Genomic DNA, 16060 nt, shown 5'->3' on the forward strand with positions numbered 1-16060 from the left:
GGAATTGTACCGGGCATGCCTGATATTCATATTCGCGTCAATGCGCCGGCGCCGCCAACCACGGCGAAACCTGTGGACGGTGTTACCGAGATAAATAATGCTGAAGCCAAACCGTTGCCTGCGACGCAACCGGGTGGCAACACGCACGATGGTATCGTGGTGTTCCCTCCAGGCAGTAATCTGCCGCCGGCTTATGTTGCCGTGGTGGAGATCATTCCGCAAAATGAAGTCAATGCCCGCGAGACCGAACGCAAAGCGCTTCTGAGTTATCAGGAAATCCGCCAGGAGCGTGAAGCAATGCAAAAGGCGCGCGAGGAAAAATCCAAGAAATTTGGTTGGCTGTTGCCAGAAGATCTGGCAATCATACAGCAGCAAATTGCGGAAACGCAGGCGCAAATTGTTCTCGGGCAGGCTACCGCGCAACGCCAGTCGGTTCAGGAATCGAATGCCAGAGCCCGGAACCAACCGGCTCAGGCTGACCAGTATCGCCGCGAGCTGACCCGGACCAATGCGTCTACGGAAGCACTGAATAATCAGCTGGCCTCGCAACGACAGGCGGAAACCGACAAACGTGCAGAAATTGCCGAATTCGAGCGCAGAGCACGAGAAAATATGAGCAAAATTCGTGCTCGGCAGCCGACTGATCCGGATATTGCTTCGTTGTCACCGCAAGCGCAAGCGGCGTTTTGGCGCAACCAGGCGAAGAAAGAGTTCGTTCTTGCGATCAGCGATGGCGATTTGCCTCAATATCCTCCGGTCATGGGCAGCAAACCCAGTCCGCTGTTTCTGGATCAACCGGCCTACTTCTGGCGAGAAAGCGGATTTGCTATCAGCAACTATAATTCGGTGGCGGCGACGGAGACACTGGAAGCCGGTATCCGTGGCGCGTTTGCCCGGGCCTCGGCGACGTTGACGAAGACACCTGCGGAAAAACTGTATGCCAACGGGCAAGTCACCACGGCCGAGTTTGCTCAGCTCTCTTTTGTCTTTTCCGAGAGTCTGGATGTGCCTGCATTGAGCGTCATGTCATCCCTGGGTGTCGGTCGGTTCGGATTGACGCGAGACGATGTGAGGAATGCACTCGGCAACTATAATTCGGTGCGGTTACCCTATCGGCTGGTTTCTCGTGAGACGGGGGATGTCGGGGAAGAGAAAATCCACATCAACATCGTTCGCCCTGATGAGCGGAACGTAAAAGGTGCGGTGCCACTAAGGCCACTATCATGGGATGCGGTGAAAAGGGAGTTACGCTTTACCACTGATGACAGTGCTATTTCTCTGACCTGGACACCGGCGAATGACAAGGGCGTATCCGGTTATGTTATTACCGTCACGCCGGTTGATGCGCCTGCAGGCAAGCTTTCGACGGGGGGCAGCGTCGATGTGTCAGGGAAAGGAACGCTGACTGCATTGCCCAATGGTGATGTTCAGCAGATCCATGACTATATTTTGGTTCCACCGGTTGAAAGTGGTCTTGATCCGATTTATGTCATGTTCAACAAACCACGGAAAAAACCGGCTCGAGAAGACAAGCCAGAGCTTATTAAACCTCGAGAAGGAACTCCGGAGCGCGGGCACAAATATCATCCAGCCCCAAAAACTGATGAAATTAAGGGGTTGGGAGAGCTTAAAGCAGGTAGACCAAAAACTCCCAAGCAGTCAGGAGGGGGCCGCCGGGCTCGGTGGTATGGCGACAAGGGGCGTAAAATTTATGAGTGGGACTCACAGCATGGTGAGTTGGAAGGATATCGTGCCAGCGACGGTGAACATCTGGGGGCTTTTGATCCCAAAACGGGTAAGCAGTTGAAAAGTCCAGATCCAAAACGAAATATCAAAAAGTATTTATAGGGGAGATAGTGTCATGGGATTAAAATTACGTCTTACATGGTTTGAAAAAAACAATGATGATTTTAAGGGTGAAGAGTATTCAAAAGATTTTGGGGACGATGACTCTCTCATCGATGCTTTAGGCCTCCCCTTGGACGATACAATGAATAATGGTGAGTTTGATGTAAAAGAGAGCTGGGTCGCTTTGATTCAACCCTATTTCACAAGTAAGATATCGACCGAGAAATTTGACTACTTCCTTTCATTCAATTATAGAGATAAATGGTAATAGAAAAATATAATTAGCATCTACTACGCTCGACAATTTAAGTATTGTCGAGCGTTTTGTTATGCGGTTTAGACATCCAAACTGATTCGATGTTTAATTCATTGCCTGTACTTTACGACGGTCGAGGCCACCCAAGGCCGCCTCAACGTTGAACAAGCCGCGGAGCAACTGCGCCTGCTAACCGAATAACCCCCCCTTTCTCATTTCTTGCAGCGTGCGGCGATGGCGCGGATATCCTGCGGGGTGGTGCGGCAACAGCCGCCGATCAATTGCGCGCCGAGCGCGCGCCACTCCGTCGCCTGATCGGCCAGGCTGCCGTGTTCGCCGCCGCAGGCGTGCCAGGTTTTGCTCACCGCATCGTAGTGCTCGCCGGAGTTCGGGTAGACCAGCAGCGGTTTGTCGGCCAGCGCGCCCAGTTGGCGCAGCGCCGGGGCGACCTTGTCCAGCGCGATGCAGTTGATGCCGATGGCCAGCACCTGCGGATTGCCGCGCAGCGCGGACAGGACCTCCGTCAGCGGCGTGCCGTCGCTGAGATGTTGGCTGTCGCGCAGGGTGAAGGCGAACCAGGCGCCGAGCGTCGGGAACTCCTGCAGCAGCGTCAGCAGCGCCTGCAGTTCAGCAAACGACGGCAGCGTTTCGCAGGCCAGCAGATCGACGCCGGCGGCGGCCAGCGCGGCGATGCGCGGGCGGTGGAAGGCAGTGAAGTCATCCTGCGCCAGCCGGTAGTCGCCGCGGTATTCCGAGCCGTCGGCCAGATAGGCGCCGTACGGGCCCACCGAACCGGCGATCAACAGCGGCGCCGCCTGCGGGTGCGCGGCCAGATAATCGCGGCGCGCGCGCTGCGCCAGCTGCACGCTTTTGGCGATCAACGCCAGCGACTGAGCCTGATCCAGGCCGCGGCGCAAGAAGCCCTGCGGCGTGGCCTGATAGCTGGCGGTGATAGCGCACTGGGCGCCGGCGTTGAAATAATCGAGGTGGACCTGATAGATAAGCTCGGGATTTTCAATCAGCACCTTGGCCGACCACAGCGGATCGGTCAGATCGCAGCCGCGCGCTTCCAGCTCGGTGGCCAGCGCGCCGTCCAGGATCAGCGTCGGCCGTTCGGCCAGCAAACGAGCGACGGGGTTGTTAACCGACATGTTGTTCTCCCAAAGCGTTTTTTTGCCCGGCGCGCCGGGTCAGGAAATAGGTGATATAGCACAGGGCGACGAACGGCAGCCCGCAGTAGAGCGCGATGCGCTGCTCCGGATCGAACGCCAGCCCGATGCAGGCCAGCAGGCACAGCGCAAAGCCGAGGATCGGCGTCAATGGATAGCCGGGCGCGCGGTATTTCAGGCCGTTTATCGGCTGGCCGCTGCGCAGATAGGCGCGGCGGAAAGCATAGTGGGCGGCGCAGATGCTCAGCCACACCGCCACCACCGCAAAGCCGGAGATCGCCGACAGGGCGACAAAAACCGTATCCGGCGCGATCACGCTGGTCAGCAGCGCCAGCACGCCGCCGAGCATGCTGAAGGTCAGGGCGTTGATCGGAATGCCGCGCGCATTGACGCGCGCAAAGTAGGCCGGCAGGGTGCGCTGGTGGGCCAGCGACCACAGCATGCGCCCCGAGGCGTACAGGCCGGAGTTGGCCGCCGACAGGATGGCGGTCAGGATCACGAAGTTGAAGATATCGGCGGCGTAAGGCACGCCGATGCGTTCAAACACCAGCACGAACGGGCTTTTGACGATCCCCGCCTGATCCATCGGGATCAACGCCGCCAGCACAAACACCGTGCCGATAAAGAACAGCATCAGGCGGATCACCGTGGTGCGGATCGCCAGCGGCACGACTTTCTCCGGGTTCTCGGTTTCACCGGCGGCGATGCCGATCAGCTCCGTGCCGGAGAAAGCGAAGTTCACCGCCACCATGGTCATCAGGATCGGCAGCGTGCCGTGCGGCAGCCAGCCGGAAGCGGTCAGGTTGTGCAGGAACGGCGCCGGCGTGCCGTCTTTCATCGGCAGCAGGCCGAACATGGCGGCGCCGCCCAGAATGATGAACGCCAGAATGGTCACCACTTTGATCAGCGAAAACCAGAATTCGCTTTCGGCGAAAAAACGGGTGGTCACGACGTTGAGCAGGAAAATGGCCGCGCAGAAGATCAGGCACCACAGCCACACCGGCGACTGCGGGAACCAGTACTGCATGCAGAATCCGGCGGCGGTCAGGCTGGAGCCCAGCGCCACCGTCCAGGTGAGCCAATACAGCCAGGCGACGGCATAGCCGGTGGCCGGCCCCAGATAGCGCGAAGCATAGACGTGAAAGGCGCCGGTTTCCGGCATCGCCACCGACAGCTCGCCCAGGCACAGCATCACCAGATATACCACCAGCGCGCCGATCAGGTAGGCCAGCAGCGTGCCGAGCGCCCCGGTGGTGGAGATGATGTAGCCGGTATTGAAAAACAGCCCGGTGCCGATCACGCCGCCCAGCGACAGCATCACCAGATGCCGGGCCTTCATGCTGCGTTTGAACTGCCCTGCGGCGGGCGCCGATGAGTGCATAATAATCTATCCGTATAGACGTCTAAATATCTGAATGGCTATTGGTTATACCCGCAATGCCGTTTCAACGCAATGCGTCACCGGCGATCGCCGCGTAAAAAAATCGTCAGGCCAGATCTATATGCAAATGATAATTATTATCTATAATGTCGCCATTTTCGCTAATGGGGCAACATGATGAGATATCTGATTTTATTGGCGGCGTTGGCGCTCGGCGCCTGCAGCCAAACGCCGGTGAAGACGCCGGCCAGCGACGTCGCGAGCCTGGGGAATATCACCGATCTGCACAGCGGCGCGACCCTGACGCCCGAGCAGCTGTTGACGCGGTTGGCGCAGCAGCCGCGGGTGATCGTCGGGGAAAAGCACGACAATCCTTACCACCATCAGATTGAGCAATGGCTGGTGCAGCAGCTGCCGCAACGGCGGCCGCAGGGCAGCGTGCTGATGGAGATGATCAACCCGAACCAGCAGGCGCAGGTCGACAAAGTCAAGCAGTGGCTGCAGAGCGATCCCACGGTGCGTGACGGCCGCGTGGCGGAGCTGATCGCCTGGCAGCCGGGCTGGAAATGGGCGCTGTATGGCGGGGTGACGATGGCGGCGATGCGCGCGCCTTACCCGCTGTGGTCGGCCAACCTGGATCGCAGCGAGATCGCGGCGTTCTATCAGCAGCCGCAGTTCCCGGCGGGGCAGCTCTCGTCGCAGCCGGCGGTGCGCAAGGCGCTGGAAGAGACTATCCGCACTTCGCACGGCGGCCAGATTGAGGCCGCGCAGCTGCATGCGATGCTGGCGATCCAGCAGCAGCGCGATAGGCGCATGGCGGAGCGCCTGCTGGCGGCGCCGACGCCCGCGCTGTTGATCGCCGGCGGTTATCACGCCGCCAAATCGGTGGGCGTGCCGCTGCACGTGCGGGATCTGCAACCGGCGGCGGCGCCGACGGTGCTGATGCTGGCGGAGCCGGGCGTACAGGTTGACGCGCACACGGCGGACTACCTGTGGATCACGCCATCAGTGAAATGAATACGTTAAGGCAGTGAAAAGGGGTGTTAATTATAGTTGCAAATGATTATCATTAGTAAATGTGATCTGCAATCATTCGCAATTAAGTAAGCTAATGCCCCTATGTTAAGTCAGTCTTATCCCCCTCCGGCCTTTGCGCTGCCGCAGCCGCGCTGGGCGCGCGGCTTGCTGCTCGCCCTGGCGGCACACGCGGCGTTAGCGTTGCTGTTTTACTGGCCGCAGACGGCGCTCGAGCCGGTCGAGCTGCCGCCGCCGGCGGTGATGATGAGCTGGGCGGCCCAGATTGAAGCGCCGGAAAGCAAACCCTTGCCGCTGGGCGTGCAGCAGGCGGAGTCCGCTGCGGCGCAGCCGGCGGAACAGCAGCAACAGCCGGATCTGCCCAAGCTGGCGCGCGCCGATAAAGCGAAGATCGTGACGGCGGACAAGAAGCGCGCCGAGCACCGTCCCCCGCAAAAAGCGCAGCCGAAACCGCAGAAACAGGCGAAAGAGACGCGCAACGCCGCCGCATCCAGCGCCGCTGCGCCGCAGGCGCAGACGCTCTCTCACCAAACCGCCGCCCCGATCAACAGCGACGCCAACAGCAACGCGCAGGCCAAGCTGTCGTGGGAGAGTCTGGTGAAAGGCAAGCTGAACCGCATCAAAGAGTATCCCCTGGATGCCCGCAACCGCCGGCGCAGCGGCATGCCACTGGTCAGTTTTAGCGTCGATGCGCAGGGGCGGGTATCGAACGTGATCCTGCTGGCGCGTTCCGGCACCGCGTCGCTGGATCGGGAAGCGGTGGCGGTGGTGTCACGCGCGCAGCCGTTGCCGCCGCCGCCGCCGGAGATGCTCCAGCAGGGGGCCGTCAGGGTAAGGATGCCGATCGATTTCAATCTGGCGGAGCTGAATGCCCGCCGTTAATGCCCGCAGACGCGGCAGCGCCGCCGTCCGGCTCTTCAAACTTCGTGAGGGATTATGAATCCGCTGTTATTTACCCCGCGCCGTCGCATCGCGGCCGCGCTCTGGCTTTCTTTAGGCATCGCCGGCGCCGCGCTGGCGCAACCGCAGCCGCCGTTGGCGGAACGGGCGCCGAAAGCGCTGAAGGCCCACGGCGAGACGCGTACCGACGATTACTACTGGCTGCGCGACGACAGCCGAAAAGATCAGAAGGTGCTGGACTACCTGAAGGCGGAGAACCGCTACACCGAGCAGATGATGGCGCCGTACCAGAAGTTGCGCGCCACGTTGTATCAGGAGATGCTGGGCCGCATGAACCCTGACGATCGTTCGGTGCCGTATCAGCTCAACGGCTATCGTTATCAGGAAAGCTACGCCGCCGGTAAAGATTTTGCGCGGTATCAGCGCCAGGCGCTCACCGCCGACGCGCCGTGGCAAACCCTGTTGGACGCCAATCAGCGCGCGGCCGGCCATGCCTATTATCGCCTGGGGGCGCTGGACGTGAGCCTGGACAACCGCCGCCTGGTGGTGGCCGAAGATCTACAGGGCCGCCGCCAATACCGCATCTCCCTGCGCGAGATAGACAGCGAACGCTGGTCGCCGGAAACGCTGGAAAACACCTCCGGCAACATGGTGTGGGCCAACGACAGCCAAACCCTGTTCTATGTGCGCAACCACCCGCAAACGCTGTTGCCGTACCAGGTCTACCGCCATCAGTACGGCACGCCGCCGGCGGAAGATAAACTGGTGTATCAGGAAAACGATCCGGCTTTCTACCTCAGCCTCAGCCGTTCTTCTTCGCGCGATTACCTGATTCTGACCATCAGCGGCAACACCACGTCCGAAGTGCGCCTGATCGACGCCAACCAGCCGCAGCGCGAGCCTCAGCTGTTCGCCGCCCGGCAAAACGGCCGCGAGTATTATCTCGATCACTACCGCGGCGAGTTCTATCTGCGTTCCAACCATCAGGATCCGAACTTCGGCCTGTACCGCACGGCGGCGGCGGGCAACCCCTGGCAGACGCTGATTGCGCCGCAGGCGCAGCACGAGGTGGAAAGCTTCAGCCTGTTCCGCGATTGGCTGGTGGTGCAGGAACGCGCCAACGGGCTGGTGCAGCTGCGGCAAATCAGCTGGGACGGCAAAACCGAGCGCGCCATCCCGTTCGATGACGCCAGCTACATGGCCTGGCTGGGCTATAACCCCGAGCCGGACAGCGATCGTTTGCGCTACGGCTATTCGGCGATGACCACGCCGACCCGCACCTATGAGTGGGATCTGAACAAGGGCGAGCGCACTCTGCTCAAGCAGCAGGAAGTGAAAGGCGTCGATCCGAGCTTGTATCACAGCGAGCGCATCTGGGTCACGGCGCGCGACGGCGTGAAGGTGCCGGTCTCGCTGGTGTACCGCAAGTCGCTGTTCAAAAACGGGCATAACCCGCTGTTGGTGTACGGCTACGGCGCTTACGGCATGAGCATGGATCCGGCGTTCAGCGCCAACCGCATCAGCCTGCTGGATCGCGGCTTCGTCTATGCGCTGATCCACGTGCGCGGCGGCGGCGAACTGGGGCAGAGCTGGTACAAACAGGGCAAGCTGACGCACAAACCGAACAGCTTCAACGATTTCATCGACGCCACCCAGGCGCTGATCAACGGCGGCTACGGCCAGCCGGGGCGCATCTACGCCATGGGCGGCAGCGCCGGCGGTTTGCTGATGGGGGCGGTGATCAATCAGGCGCCGCAGCTCTACAACGCGGTGGTGGCGCAGGTGCCGTTCGTCGACGTGGTGACCACCATGCTGGACGACAGCATTCCGCTCACTACCGGCGAATACGAGGAGTGGGGCAACCCGCACCAGCCGGCCGCCTATGCGCTGATGAAGTCCTACAGCCCGTATGACAATGTGCGCAAACAGCGTTACCCGAACCTGCTGGTCACCAGCGGTTTATACGATTCGCAGGTGCAGTATTGGGAGCCGGCCAAATGGGTGGCGAAGCTGCGGCGTTTCAAGCAGGGCGATTCGCTGCTGCTGCTCTCCACCGACATGACCGCCGGCCACGGTGGCAAATCGGGCCGCCTGGCGCGGCTGGAAAACGGCGCGCTGGAGTACGCCTTTATTTTGGCGGCGGATCGGCAGGCGCAGAAATAACCTTCAGCGCCGCGGCACGCTGCGGCGCAATAAAACAATAACAATCTTTTACCGCGCTTTCGGCGGGCTTTTTGCTGGGCATTGTCGGCCATCAAACCTTATTGGCTATTTCTGGGGATATATGAAAATTAAAATGATAGCGAGCCTGATCGGCGCGGGACTGGTGCTGCACGGGCAGGCTGTGGCCGCGCAGGAACAGGCGGAAAACAATAAAGGCAGCGTGGCGTTCAGCCCGCTCAACGTCTCGGCCGCCGACGGCGGCAAAAGCAGCGAAAAAGACGCGTTGGCGAGGCCGGGCGCGTTCAGCTCGCGCGACGAGAACCAAAATCTGGAGTCGGTGGACAGCATTCTGCGCAGCATGCCGGGCACCTATACCCAGATCGACCCCGGCCAGGGATCGGTCAGCGTCAATATTCGCGGCCTGAGCGGCTTCGGCCGTGTCAACACCATGGTCGACGGCATCACGCAAAACTACTACGGCAACTCCCCGAGCGATGCAGCGCACGGCGGCATGCCCACCAGCCAGTTCGGGGCGCTGATCGATCCTAACTTTATCGTCGGCGTCGATGTGGCGCGCGGCAACGCCACCGGTTCCGACGGGGTGAATGCCTTGGCGGGCAGCGCCAATTTCCGCACCATCGGCGTGGATGACGTGGTGTTTTCCGATAACCCGTTCGGCGTACGCACCAAGTTCTCGGTGGGCAATAACGGCATCGGCCGCAGCGGCATGATCGCCGTGGGCGCCAAAACTGCCGCCTTTGCCGACGGCGGCAGCCTGGGGGCGATGGCGGCGATCAGCGGCAGCTCCATCACCTCTAACTACAAAAACGGCGCCGGTTTCGACAGCGAGATGTTCAACGTCGATAAAACCTACCGCCAGAACCCGAAATCCCAGCTGTTCAAAGTGGACATTAAGCCGGATGCCTTCAACAGCATCGAACTGTCGGCGCGCAGCTACCAGAATAAAATCACCCGCCGCCACATCGACAGCGACGATTTTTACCTCAAATACCACTACGCGCCGTTCTCGGAACTGATCGATTTCAAATTGACCGCCAGCACCAGCCGCGGTGAGCAGAAGTTCATGTCCAACAACATGGCGGGGTTCAGCGACAGCACGGCGAAAAACATTTCCGATGCGCTGGATATCAACAACACCAGCCGTTTCAGCCTGCGGGATATTGATTTCGCCTTCAGCTACGGCGGCAAGCTGGTGCGCAACGAGTATAAGAAAAAGGCATCCGGGCTGGTGACGGATCAGGATCAGGCGGAAAGCATGCCGGTGGGCATTGCCGGCAAACAAGATATCTCCAGCCTGTACAGTGGGTTGCAGGCCAACTACGGCATCTGGCAGGGAAATTTCGACCTGAACTACACCGCTTATCGCCTCTCCGGCTACAAGCCGGCCTGTGATGAGCGCGTAGAGTGCTTCCCTCAGGGCGCCGGCACTATCAACCGCAACGAACACGGCTTCAACCCGTCGGTCATGCTGTCGGCGCAGGTGACGCCGTGGCTGCAGCCGTTCGTCAGCTACAGCAAGTCGATGCGCGGGCCGAATATCCAGGAAGTGTTCTTCGCCAACAGCGGCGGCCAGTCGATGAACCCGTTCCTGAAGGGTGAAAAAGCGGAGACCTGGCAGGGCGGGTTCAACGCCAATGCCCACGATCTGTTGTTCAAGCAGGACAGCTTCCAACTGAAAGCGGTCTATTTCGAAACCAAGATCAAAAACTACATATCCAGCCAAACCTACCTGGTGTGTAAAAACCGGCAGAAGTGCAACCGTTCGCAGGCGACGCAGGAAGAGTGGGATAACGCGGACATCAACGTCAGCATGACCATGTACAGCAATGCTCCCGATCCGGTCAAAACGCGCGGGGTGGAGCTTGAAGCGCTGTACGACGCCGGTTTCGCCTTCACCAAACTGTCGTTAAGCAAGGAGCATACCTCCCAGCCGACCAACCAGGCCAGCAACGTATTCGGCGCGGGCGATATCAGCGAGCTGCCGGAATTCTACTTCACGCTGGACAGCGGGGTGCGCCTGCTGGACGAAAAACTGACGCTGGGCGGGGTGGTGAAATACACCGGCAAGTCGGTGCGTCTGTCGCCGGACTCTGATTACGATGAGAATGAGCAGTTGCTGAAGGAGCCGGCGCCGCATATTCCGACCATTATCGATCTGTACGGCACCTATCAGGTGAATCGCAATCTGCTGCTGAAGCTCAGCGTGCAAAACCTGATGGACAGAGACTATTCGGACGCGCTGAACAAGATGAACTCGCTGCCGTCGCAGTCGCAGTATGAGACGCCGACCAACACCGCCCGTGGGCGGACTTATATCTTCGGCGGGGAGGTGCGCTTCTAAACCGCAGCAGAGCAGGGCGCAGTCACTGCGCCCGTTTCGCCTGCAGCAGCCATTTGTCCAGCTCGTTGGCGAACTGCTGGCGGTCGCGCTGGTTCAGGGCGTTCGGGCCGCCGGTCTGAATGCCGCTGGCGCGCAGGGTATCCATAAAATCGCGCATGTTGAGGCGCTCGCGAATGGTGTCCGGCGTATAGCGTTCGCCGCGCGGGTTCAGCGCCACCGCGCCTTTCTCAATCACCTCCGCTGCCAGCGGAATGTCGGCGGTGATCACCAGATCGCCCGCTTCGCAGCGGCGCACGATCTCGTTATCGGCCACGTCGAAGCCGGCCGCCACCTGCAGCGAACGGATGTACTTCGACGGCGGCGTGCGCAGCGGTTGGTTCGCCACCAGCGTCACGGTGATGGCGGTGCGATCGGCGGCGCGGAACAGCACTTCCTTGATCACGTTCGGACAGGCGTCCGCATCGACCCAAATCTGCATCATTTCGTCTCCCGCAGCCAGTCGCGCACCGGCAGGAAATCGCGCGCCAGCGCCGCTTCCGGGCTGTCGGCGTCCGGCTGGTAGTTATATTCCCAACGCACCAACGGCGGCATCGACATCAGGATGGACTCGGTGCGCCCGCCGGTTTGTAGCCCGAACAGCGTGCCGCGATCCCACACCAGGTTGAACTCCACATAGCGGCCGCGGCGATACAGCTGGAACTGGCGCTCGCGCTCGCCCCAGGTCAAGGCCTTGCGTTTTTCGACGATCGGCAGGTAGGCGTCGAGGAAGCCCTGGCCCACCGCGCGGGTGAAGGCGAAACAATGGTCGAAATCCGGGGTGTTAAGATCGTCGTAGAACAGGCCGCCGATGCCGCGCGCTTCGTTGCGATGCTTGATGAAAAAGTAATCGTCGCACCACTGTTTATATTTGGGGTAGACCTCGTCGCCGAACGGCGCGCACAGCTCGGCCGCGGTGCGGTGCCAGTGCACGGCATCCTCTGCGAAACCGTAGAACGGCGTCAGGTCAAAGCCGCCGCCGAACCACCACACCGGCGCTTCGCCCGGCTTTTCAGCGATGAAAAAGCGTACGTTGGCGTGGCTGGTGGGCACGTAGGGGCTGAGCGGATGGATAACCAGGGAGACGCCCATCGCCTGGAAGCTGCGCCCGGCCAGTTCCGGACGGTGCGCGGTCGCCGAGGCCGGCAGGGTGGCGCCGGAGACGTGCGAGAAGTTGACCCCCGCCTGTTCGAACACCGCGCCGTTGGTCAGCACGCGGCTGCGGCCACCGCCGCCTTCTTCACGCGTCCATTGGTCTTCGGTGAACACGGCGCCGCCATCGGCCTGGGCGAGCTGCGCGCAGATATGATCCTGCAGCGCCAGCAGGAAGGATTTTACTTCAGCGATGTTAGGTAAACTCATGCGGGGTCTTTATAGCGTCTGGCTGAACAAGGCGCTGAGTATACTCTTATTCGCCGCCCGCGGCATCAGCGGGGTTTGCGTTGGTGTGCGTCGAAGTAGTCGAAGAAGTTGACGATGCCGTCCGCGATGGCGCGGGCGATTTTCTCGCGAAACGCGGTGGTGCCCAGCAGCCGTTCTTCGTTCGGGTTGGTGATGAACGAGGTTTCTACCAGCACCGAGGGAATGGACGGGGATTTCAGCACCGCGAACGCCGCCTGTTCGGTGCTGTCGCTGTGCAGATGGTGTACCGGACGAATTTGGCCGAGCACGTGGCGGCCGAGCGTCAGGCTGTTGTTGATGGTGTCGGTTTGCACCAGATCGAACAGCACCTGCTGCAGGTAGTTGTCCTGATCCTTGTATTTGCCGCCCGCTACGTCGTCGGCGGCGTTTTCACGGTTGGACAGGTAGCGCGCCATGGCGCTGCTGGCGCCGCGGTTGGAGAGGGCGAATACCGAAGCGCCGGAGGCCGACGGGCTGGTAAAACCGTCGGCGTGAATGGAAATGAACAGATCGGCCTGGTGCTGGTGGGCGATCTCCACCCGCTGGAACAGCGGAATGAATTCGTCTTCTTCGCGCGTCAGGCGTGCCTCGATGTGATCGTGCTCATGCAGGAAACGGCGCACGTGGTTGGCGATTTCCAGCACGATGTGTTTTTCCTGCGAACCTTCGTGGCCGACCGCGCCGGAGTCGATGCCGCCGTGGCCGGGATCGATCATCACCCGCTTTTTGCCGCCGGCCGGTTTCGCCGCCGGTTTGCTGTGCTGATTGCGCAGCATGCCTTCCGCCTTGGCGCTTGGGTTTTTCACGCCGAACAGCGCTACCGCCAGGCCGGAAAGCAACAGTTGGCGTCGCGTCGGGGAAACGGCAAGCGGCTTAAAATTGAGGAATTGTTTACCCTGCTTTTTCATTACGCAACGCTCCATCGACGATTCTATTTCGCGACGTTATATCGTATTGATAATCATTAATCGACCCGATAACTATTTCCATTTATTACGCCTGTTACCGGCGATTTCGGGGCAAATAGCGCGGTAAATCGCAGTTTGATATTGCGTAAGTGAATAATCACGCGATAATCAGATAAACACCTTAATTAACAGCGGCCAACATCGATGGAAATTCGCGTATTTCGACAAGACGACTTTGAAGAAGTCATTACCCTGTGGGAGCGCTGCGATCTGCTGCGGCCCTGGAACGATCCGGAAATGGACATCGAGCGCAAGCTGAACCACGATCCTGAGCTGTTCCTGGTGGCGGAAGTCGGCGGCGAAGTGGTCGGTTCGGTGATGGGCGGCTATGACGGCCACCGCGGCTCGGCGTATTACCTCGGGGTGCATCCCGACTATCGTGGGCGCGGCATCGCCAATGCGTTGATCAATCGTCTGGAGAAGAAGCTGATCGCTCGCGGCTGCCCGAAGATCCAGATTATGGTGCGCGAAGACAACGACACGGTGGTCGAGATGTACGAGAAGCTCGGCTACGAGATCCAGGGCATCACCAGCCTGGGCAAGCGGCTGATCGAAGATCAGGAATATTGATCGAGCGGCGGGCGGCGGCGTTGCCCCGCCCGCCGCAACGCATTACGGCAGCTTTTTGACGGTTTTCACGTCCACTTCGACGCTGCTCCAGTCTTTATCCACTTTGCCTTCCAACTGCACTTTGTCTTTCGGCGTGACGGTTTGGCCGTTCCAGCGCTTGCGATCGATCTCGACCGTCAGCGTGCCGGTGGCGTCGCGGAAGGTGTAGGTATCGTCGCCGATGCGCTGCTCGATGTTGCCTTGCAGCATCACCCAGGTGTCGTCGCTCAGCGATTTCACCTTGTCCACGGTGGTCAGCGCCGCGCTGGGGCCGGAGAAACCACCTTGTGCGGTGGTTTGCGTTTGAGCCTGCGGCGCGGCCGGATCGAGGAACCCGCCTTGTTGCGCCAGTACCGGTGCGCTGCACAGCGCGATCAGAGCGGCCAGAGTCAGTTTTTTCATGTTGCGCTTCCTTATCGTTATCGAAAATCACATCCCGCTGATATCGGGTGCTTGCTAAGTGATAAGGATTAAAACACACCGATCTTAAGAGCTTCTTAAGCCGACGCATTGAAATTCCCATCGCCGGCGCCCATCTGTAGCCATAGTCTTTATTCTGTTGGCAAGGAACGAGCGTTGAAGCCATTCTCACCCCGGTTTTCCCCGGACGATTACGATCAGCACGGCGCGCTGCGGCTGCCGCTGGGATTTTGGGCCGTGCTGATTTTGCAGGCGCGCACCTGGCTGTTGTTCGTGATGGCTGGCGCTTCGCGCGAGCAGGGCGAAAGCTTGTTGGCGTTGTTTTATCCGGATACCCAACGCTTTTGGTACGGCATGCTGCTCGGTCTGCCGGCGGCGCTGGCGTTTTTGCTGAGCGGCCGTCGCCATCAATGGCCGCGGCTGTGGCGCGGTTGGCGCTGGGGGCTGGCTGTCTCGCTGCTGGCGTCGTTCGGCGGCTCGCTGTTCAGCCTGTGGCGCCAGGACGGCGATGCGCCGGGGCTGGAGCTGACGTTGGCGCTGCTCGACGCGCTGGCGCTGAGCTATCTGCTGCTGAATGCGCGTCTGAAAGCCTGTTTCGCGCCGGCGGAGCGCGCCGACTAATTGCCGAGAAGTGCGGCACTTTTCGCATTTTCCGCACTCCAAGCTGGCAACCGTTGGCGTAGTGCGGGCCGTTGTGAGAGGCTGGCCCGCAGCAAAACGCCGAATGCGGCAGGAGCGGGTGACCCGCCCCGTGCCATTGATGTCTAAGGAGCTAGAGATGAATATTCGCCCCCTGTTGTTAGGGCTTCCGCTGTTACTGACCGGCTGTTCGAGCATGTCCAATTTCTCCTGGTCCAGCCTGTCGCCGTTCAACTGGTTCGGCAGCAGCCTGGAAGTCGGCGCCAAGGGCGTCGGCAAGCTCAACGCCGGCACGCCGATGTCGGAAAGCGCCATCAACGACGGGCTGGACGGCAACTACCGCCTGCGCGGCGGCATGGCGACCAACAACGGCCAGATCGTCTCTTATTATCAGGCGCTGTCCGGCGACGAGGTGAAGCTGGTGATCACCGGCGAACCGAAAGGGCGCCTGCAGCGGGTGGACGTGCTGGATCCGAAAGTGGCGACGGAGTGGGGCAACAAGCTCGGCACGCCGTTCGGCGACATGTACAGCAAGGCGTTTGGCTCCTGTAAGCCGGGCAGCGGCGAAGACGCCGGTAAAGTGGAGTGCGTGGCGGAGCAGAGCAAATACGTCACCTACATCTTCAGCGGCAAGTGGGCCGGAGCGCAGGATATCATCCCGCCGGACGACACCCTGAAAAGCTGGACGGTCAGCAAAATCATTTGGCACGCCAAGCCGCAGCAGTAACGCGTTCAACGGGCGCCGGTTCCCGGCGCCTGCTTGTCCAAATCATTACCCCTATTTTCTTTGCGCTGCTGCAAGGCAATCGCCTGTGCTTGCGGTATGATAGCGCGCGTTTGTAACAGGGACCCCGCGCGTCAACCGCCATACCT

Annotated in this window: 15 protein-coding genes; 9 read left to right on the forward strand and 6 right to left on the reverse strand. The window is 60.4% G+C overall.

The features are described 5' to 3' along the window. Both ACJ8PE_RS00005 and ACJ8PE_RS00010 read left to right on the forward strand, forming a co-directional pair. Positions 1 to 1848, forward strand: a 1848-nt coding sequence (locus ACJ8PE_RS00005; RefSeq protein ID WP_442536687.1) for a colicin E3/pyocin S6 family cytotoxin, incomplete at its 5' end; no start/stop codon positions are given. 13 nt (positions 1849 to 1861) lie between these two features. Beyond that, entirely contained in the window at positions 1862 to 2116 is a 255-nt protein-coding gene (locus ACJ8PE_RS00010) for a colicin E3-like toxin immunity protein (RefSeq protein WP_049198420.1), read from the forward strand. A gap of 200 nt (positions 2117 to 2316) precedes the next feature. Here ACJ8PE_RS00010 and mmuM read toward each other — a convergent pair whose 3' ends face one another. Together mmuM and mmuP are read right to left on the reverse strand one after the other, a co-directional pair. After that, positions 2317 to 3255 (reverse strand): homocysteine S-methyltransferase, encoded by a 939-nt coding sequence (gene mmuM, locus ACJ8PE_RS00015; protein ID WP_197793764.1) that lies wholly within the window; start codon positions 3253 to 3255, stop codon positions 2317 to 2319. After that, on the reverse strand, positions 3245 to 4654 hold the full coding sequence (mmuP, locus tag ACJ8PE_RS00020) for an S-methylmethionine permease (protein ID WP_046687598.1): 1410 nt from the start codon (positions 4652 to 4654) through the stop codon (positions 3245 to 3247). Before mmuP ends, mmuM begins: the two co-directional genes overlap by 11 nt. A gap of 177 nt (positions 4655 to 4831) precedes the next feature. On the opposite strand from mmuP, the gene ACJ8PE_RS00025 reads away from it, so the two are divergent. The 4 genes from ACJ8PE_RS00025 to ACJ8PE_RS00040 all read left to right on the forward strand — a co-directional run bounded on the left by ACJ8PE_RS00025 (position 4832) and on the right by ACJ8PE_RS00040 (position 11114). Next, a complete protein-coding gene (locus ACJ8PE_RS00025) occupies positions 4832 to 5671 on the forward strand; it encodes a ChaN family lipoprotein (protein WP_197793771.1) in 840 nt (279 codons plus the stop codon). A gap of 102 nt (positions 5672 to 5773) precedes the next feature. Then, on the forward strand, positions 5774 to 6571 hold the full coding sequence (locus tag ACJ8PE_RS00030; protein WP_197793765.1) for an energy transducer TonB family protein: 798 nt from the start codon (positions 5774 to 5776) through the stop codon (positions 6569 to 6571). A gap of 54 nt (positions 6572 to 6625) precedes the next feature. Continuing rightward, on the forward strand, positions 6626 to 8752 hold the full coding sequence (locus ACJ8PE_RS00035) for a S9 family peptidase (RefSeq protein ID WP_442536688.1): 2127 nt from the start codon (positions 6626 to 6628) through the stop codon (positions 8750 to 8752). Between the two features lie 121 nt (positions 8753 to 8873). Continuing rightward, on the forward strand, positions 8874 to 11114 hold the full coding sequence (locus ACJ8PE_RS00040; protein WP_089192101.1) for a TonB-dependent receptor domain-containing protein: 2241 nt from the start codon (positions 8874 to 8876) through the stop codon (positions 11112 to 11114). 22 nt (positions 11115 to 11136) lie between these two features. Here ACJ8PE_RS00040 and ACJ8PE_RS00045 read toward each other — a convergent pair whose 3' ends face one another. The 3 genes from ACJ8PE_RS00045 to amiA all read right to left on the reverse strand — a co-directional run bounded on the left by ACJ8PE_RS00045 (position 11137) and on the right by amiA (position 13459). Continuing rightward, positions 11137 to 11592, reverse strand: a complete 456-nt coding sequence (locus ACJ8PE_RS00045) for a YaiI/YqxD family protein (RefSeq protein WP_004936514.1) — start codon at positions 11590 to 11592, stop codon at positions 11137 to 11139. Then, positions 11592 to 12512: an oxygen-dependent coproporphyrinogen oxidase gene (gene hemF / locus ACJ8PE_RS00050; protein WP_069100654.1), complete on the reverse strand. Its 921-nt coding sequence runs from the start codon at positions 12510 to 12512 to the stop codon at positions 11592 to 11594. The genes ACJ8PE_RS00045 and hemF overlap by 1 nt, the downstream gene beginning before the upstream one ends. 65 nt (positions 12513 to 12577) lie before the next feature. Then, positions 12578 to 13459 (reverse strand): N-acetylmuramoyl-L-alanine amidase AmiA, encoded by an 882-nt coding sequence (gene amiA, locus ACJ8PE_RS00055; protein ID WP_033652564.1) that lies wholly within the window; start codon positions 13457 to 13459, stop codon positions 12578 to 12580. Between the two features lie 204 nt (positions 13460 to 13663). On the opposite strand from amiA, the gene ACJ8PE_RS00060 reads away from it, so the two are divergent. Then, positions 13664 to 14089: a GNAT family acetyltransferase gene (locus tag ACJ8PE_RS00060; RefSeq protein ID WP_004936504.1), complete on the forward strand. Its 426-nt coding sequence runs from the start codon at positions 13664 to 13666 to the stop codon at positions 14087 to 14089. A 42-nt stretch (positions 14090 to 14131) separates the two neighbouring features. On the opposite strand, the gene ACJ8PE_RS00065 is transcribed toward ACJ8PE_RS00060, so the two are convergent. After that, on the reverse strand, positions 14132 to 14530 hold the full coding sequence (locus ACJ8PE_RS00065) for a YgiW/YdeI family stress tolerance OB fold protein (RefSeq protein WP_016926776.1): 399 nt from the start codon (positions 14528 to 14530) through the stop codon (positions 14132 to 14134). Positions 14531 to 14704: 174 nt separating this feature from the next. On the opposite strand from ACJ8PE_RS00065, the gene ACJ8PE_RS00070 reads away from it, so the two are divergent. Both ACJ8PE_RS00070 and ACJ8PE_RS00075 read left to right on the forward strand, forming a co-directional pair. Beyond that, complete coding sequence (locus ACJ8PE_RS00070; protein WP_033652563.1) at positions 14705 to 15169, forward strand: DUF2919 domain-containing protein; 465 nt, start codon at positions 14705 to 14707, stop codon at positions 15167 to 15169. A gap of 157 nt (positions 15170 to 15326) precedes the next feature. Next, on the forward strand, positions 15327 to 15914 hold the full coding sequence (locus ACJ8PE_RS00075) for an RpoE-regulated lipoprotein (protein ID WP_004936494.1): 588 nt from the start codon (positions 15327 to 15329) through the stop codon (positions 15912 to 15914). Positions 15915 to 16060 lie beyond the last annotated feature (146 nt).

Origin of the sequence: Serratia sp. CY74737 (assembly GCF_052166775.1) — a bacterium.
Taxonomy (GTDB): domain Bacteria; phylum Pseudomonadota; class Gammaproteobacteria; order Enterobacterales; family Enterobacteriaceae; genus Serratia; species Serratia ureilytica.

Excerpts from the sequence above, each read along its gene's own strand:
- mmuM (WP_197793764.1), bottom strand. The coding sequence starts at position 3,255 with ATGTCGGTTAACAACCCCGTCGCTCGTTTGCTGGCCGAACGGCCGACG.
- hemF (WP_069100654.1), bottom strand. The coding sequence starts at position 12,512 with ATGAGTTTACCTAACATCGCTGAAGTAAAATCCTTCCTGCTGGCGCTG.
- amiA (WP_033652564.1), bottom strand. The coding sequence starts at position 13,459 with ATGAAAAAGCAGGGTAAACAATTCCTCAATTTTAAGCCGCTTGCCGTT.
- ACJ8PE_RS00035 (WP_442536688.1), top strand. The coding sequence starts at position 6,626 with ATGAATCCGCTGTTATTTACCCCGCGCCGTCGCATCGCGGCCGCGCTC.
- ACJ8PE_RS00045 (WP_004936514.1), bottom strand. The coding sequence starts at position 11,592 with ATGCAGATTTGGGTCGATGCGGACGCCTGTCCGAACGTGATCAAGGAA.
- ACJ8PE_RS00040 (WP_089192101.1), top strand. The coding sequence starts at position 8,874 with ATGAAAATTAAAATGATAGCGAGCCTGATCGGCGCGGGACTGGTGCTG.
- ACJ8PE_RS00060 (WP_004936504.1), top strand. The coding sequence starts at position 13,664 with ATGGAAATTCGCGTATTTCGACAAGACGACTTTGAAGAAGTCATTACC.
- ACJ8PE_RS00075 (WP_004936494.1), top strand. The coding sequence starts at position 15,327 with ATGAATATTCGCCCCCTGTTGTTAGGGCTTCCGCTGTTACTGACCGGC.
- mmuP (WP_046687598.1), bottom strand. The coding sequence starts at position 4,654 with ATGCACTCATCGGCGCCCGCCGCAGGGCAGTTCAAACGCAGCATGAAG.
- ACJ8PE_RS00025 (WP_197793771.1), top strand. The coding sequence starts at position 4,832 with ATGAGATATCTGATTTTATTGGCGGCGTTGGCGCTCGGCGCCTGCAGC.
- ACJ8PE_RS00010 (WP_049198420.1), top strand. The coding sequence starts at position 1,862 with ATGGGATTAAAATTACGTCTTACATGGTTTGAAAAAAACAATGATGAT.
- ACJ8PE_RS00065 (WP_016926776.1), bottom strand. The coding sequence starts at position 14,530 with ATGAAAAAACTGACTCTGGCCGCTCTGATCGCGCTGTGCAGCGCACCG.
- ACJ8PE_RS00030 (WP_197793765.1), top strand. The coding sequence starts at position 5,774 with ATGTTAAGTCAGTCTTATCCCCCTCCGGCCTTTGCGCTGCCGCAGCCG.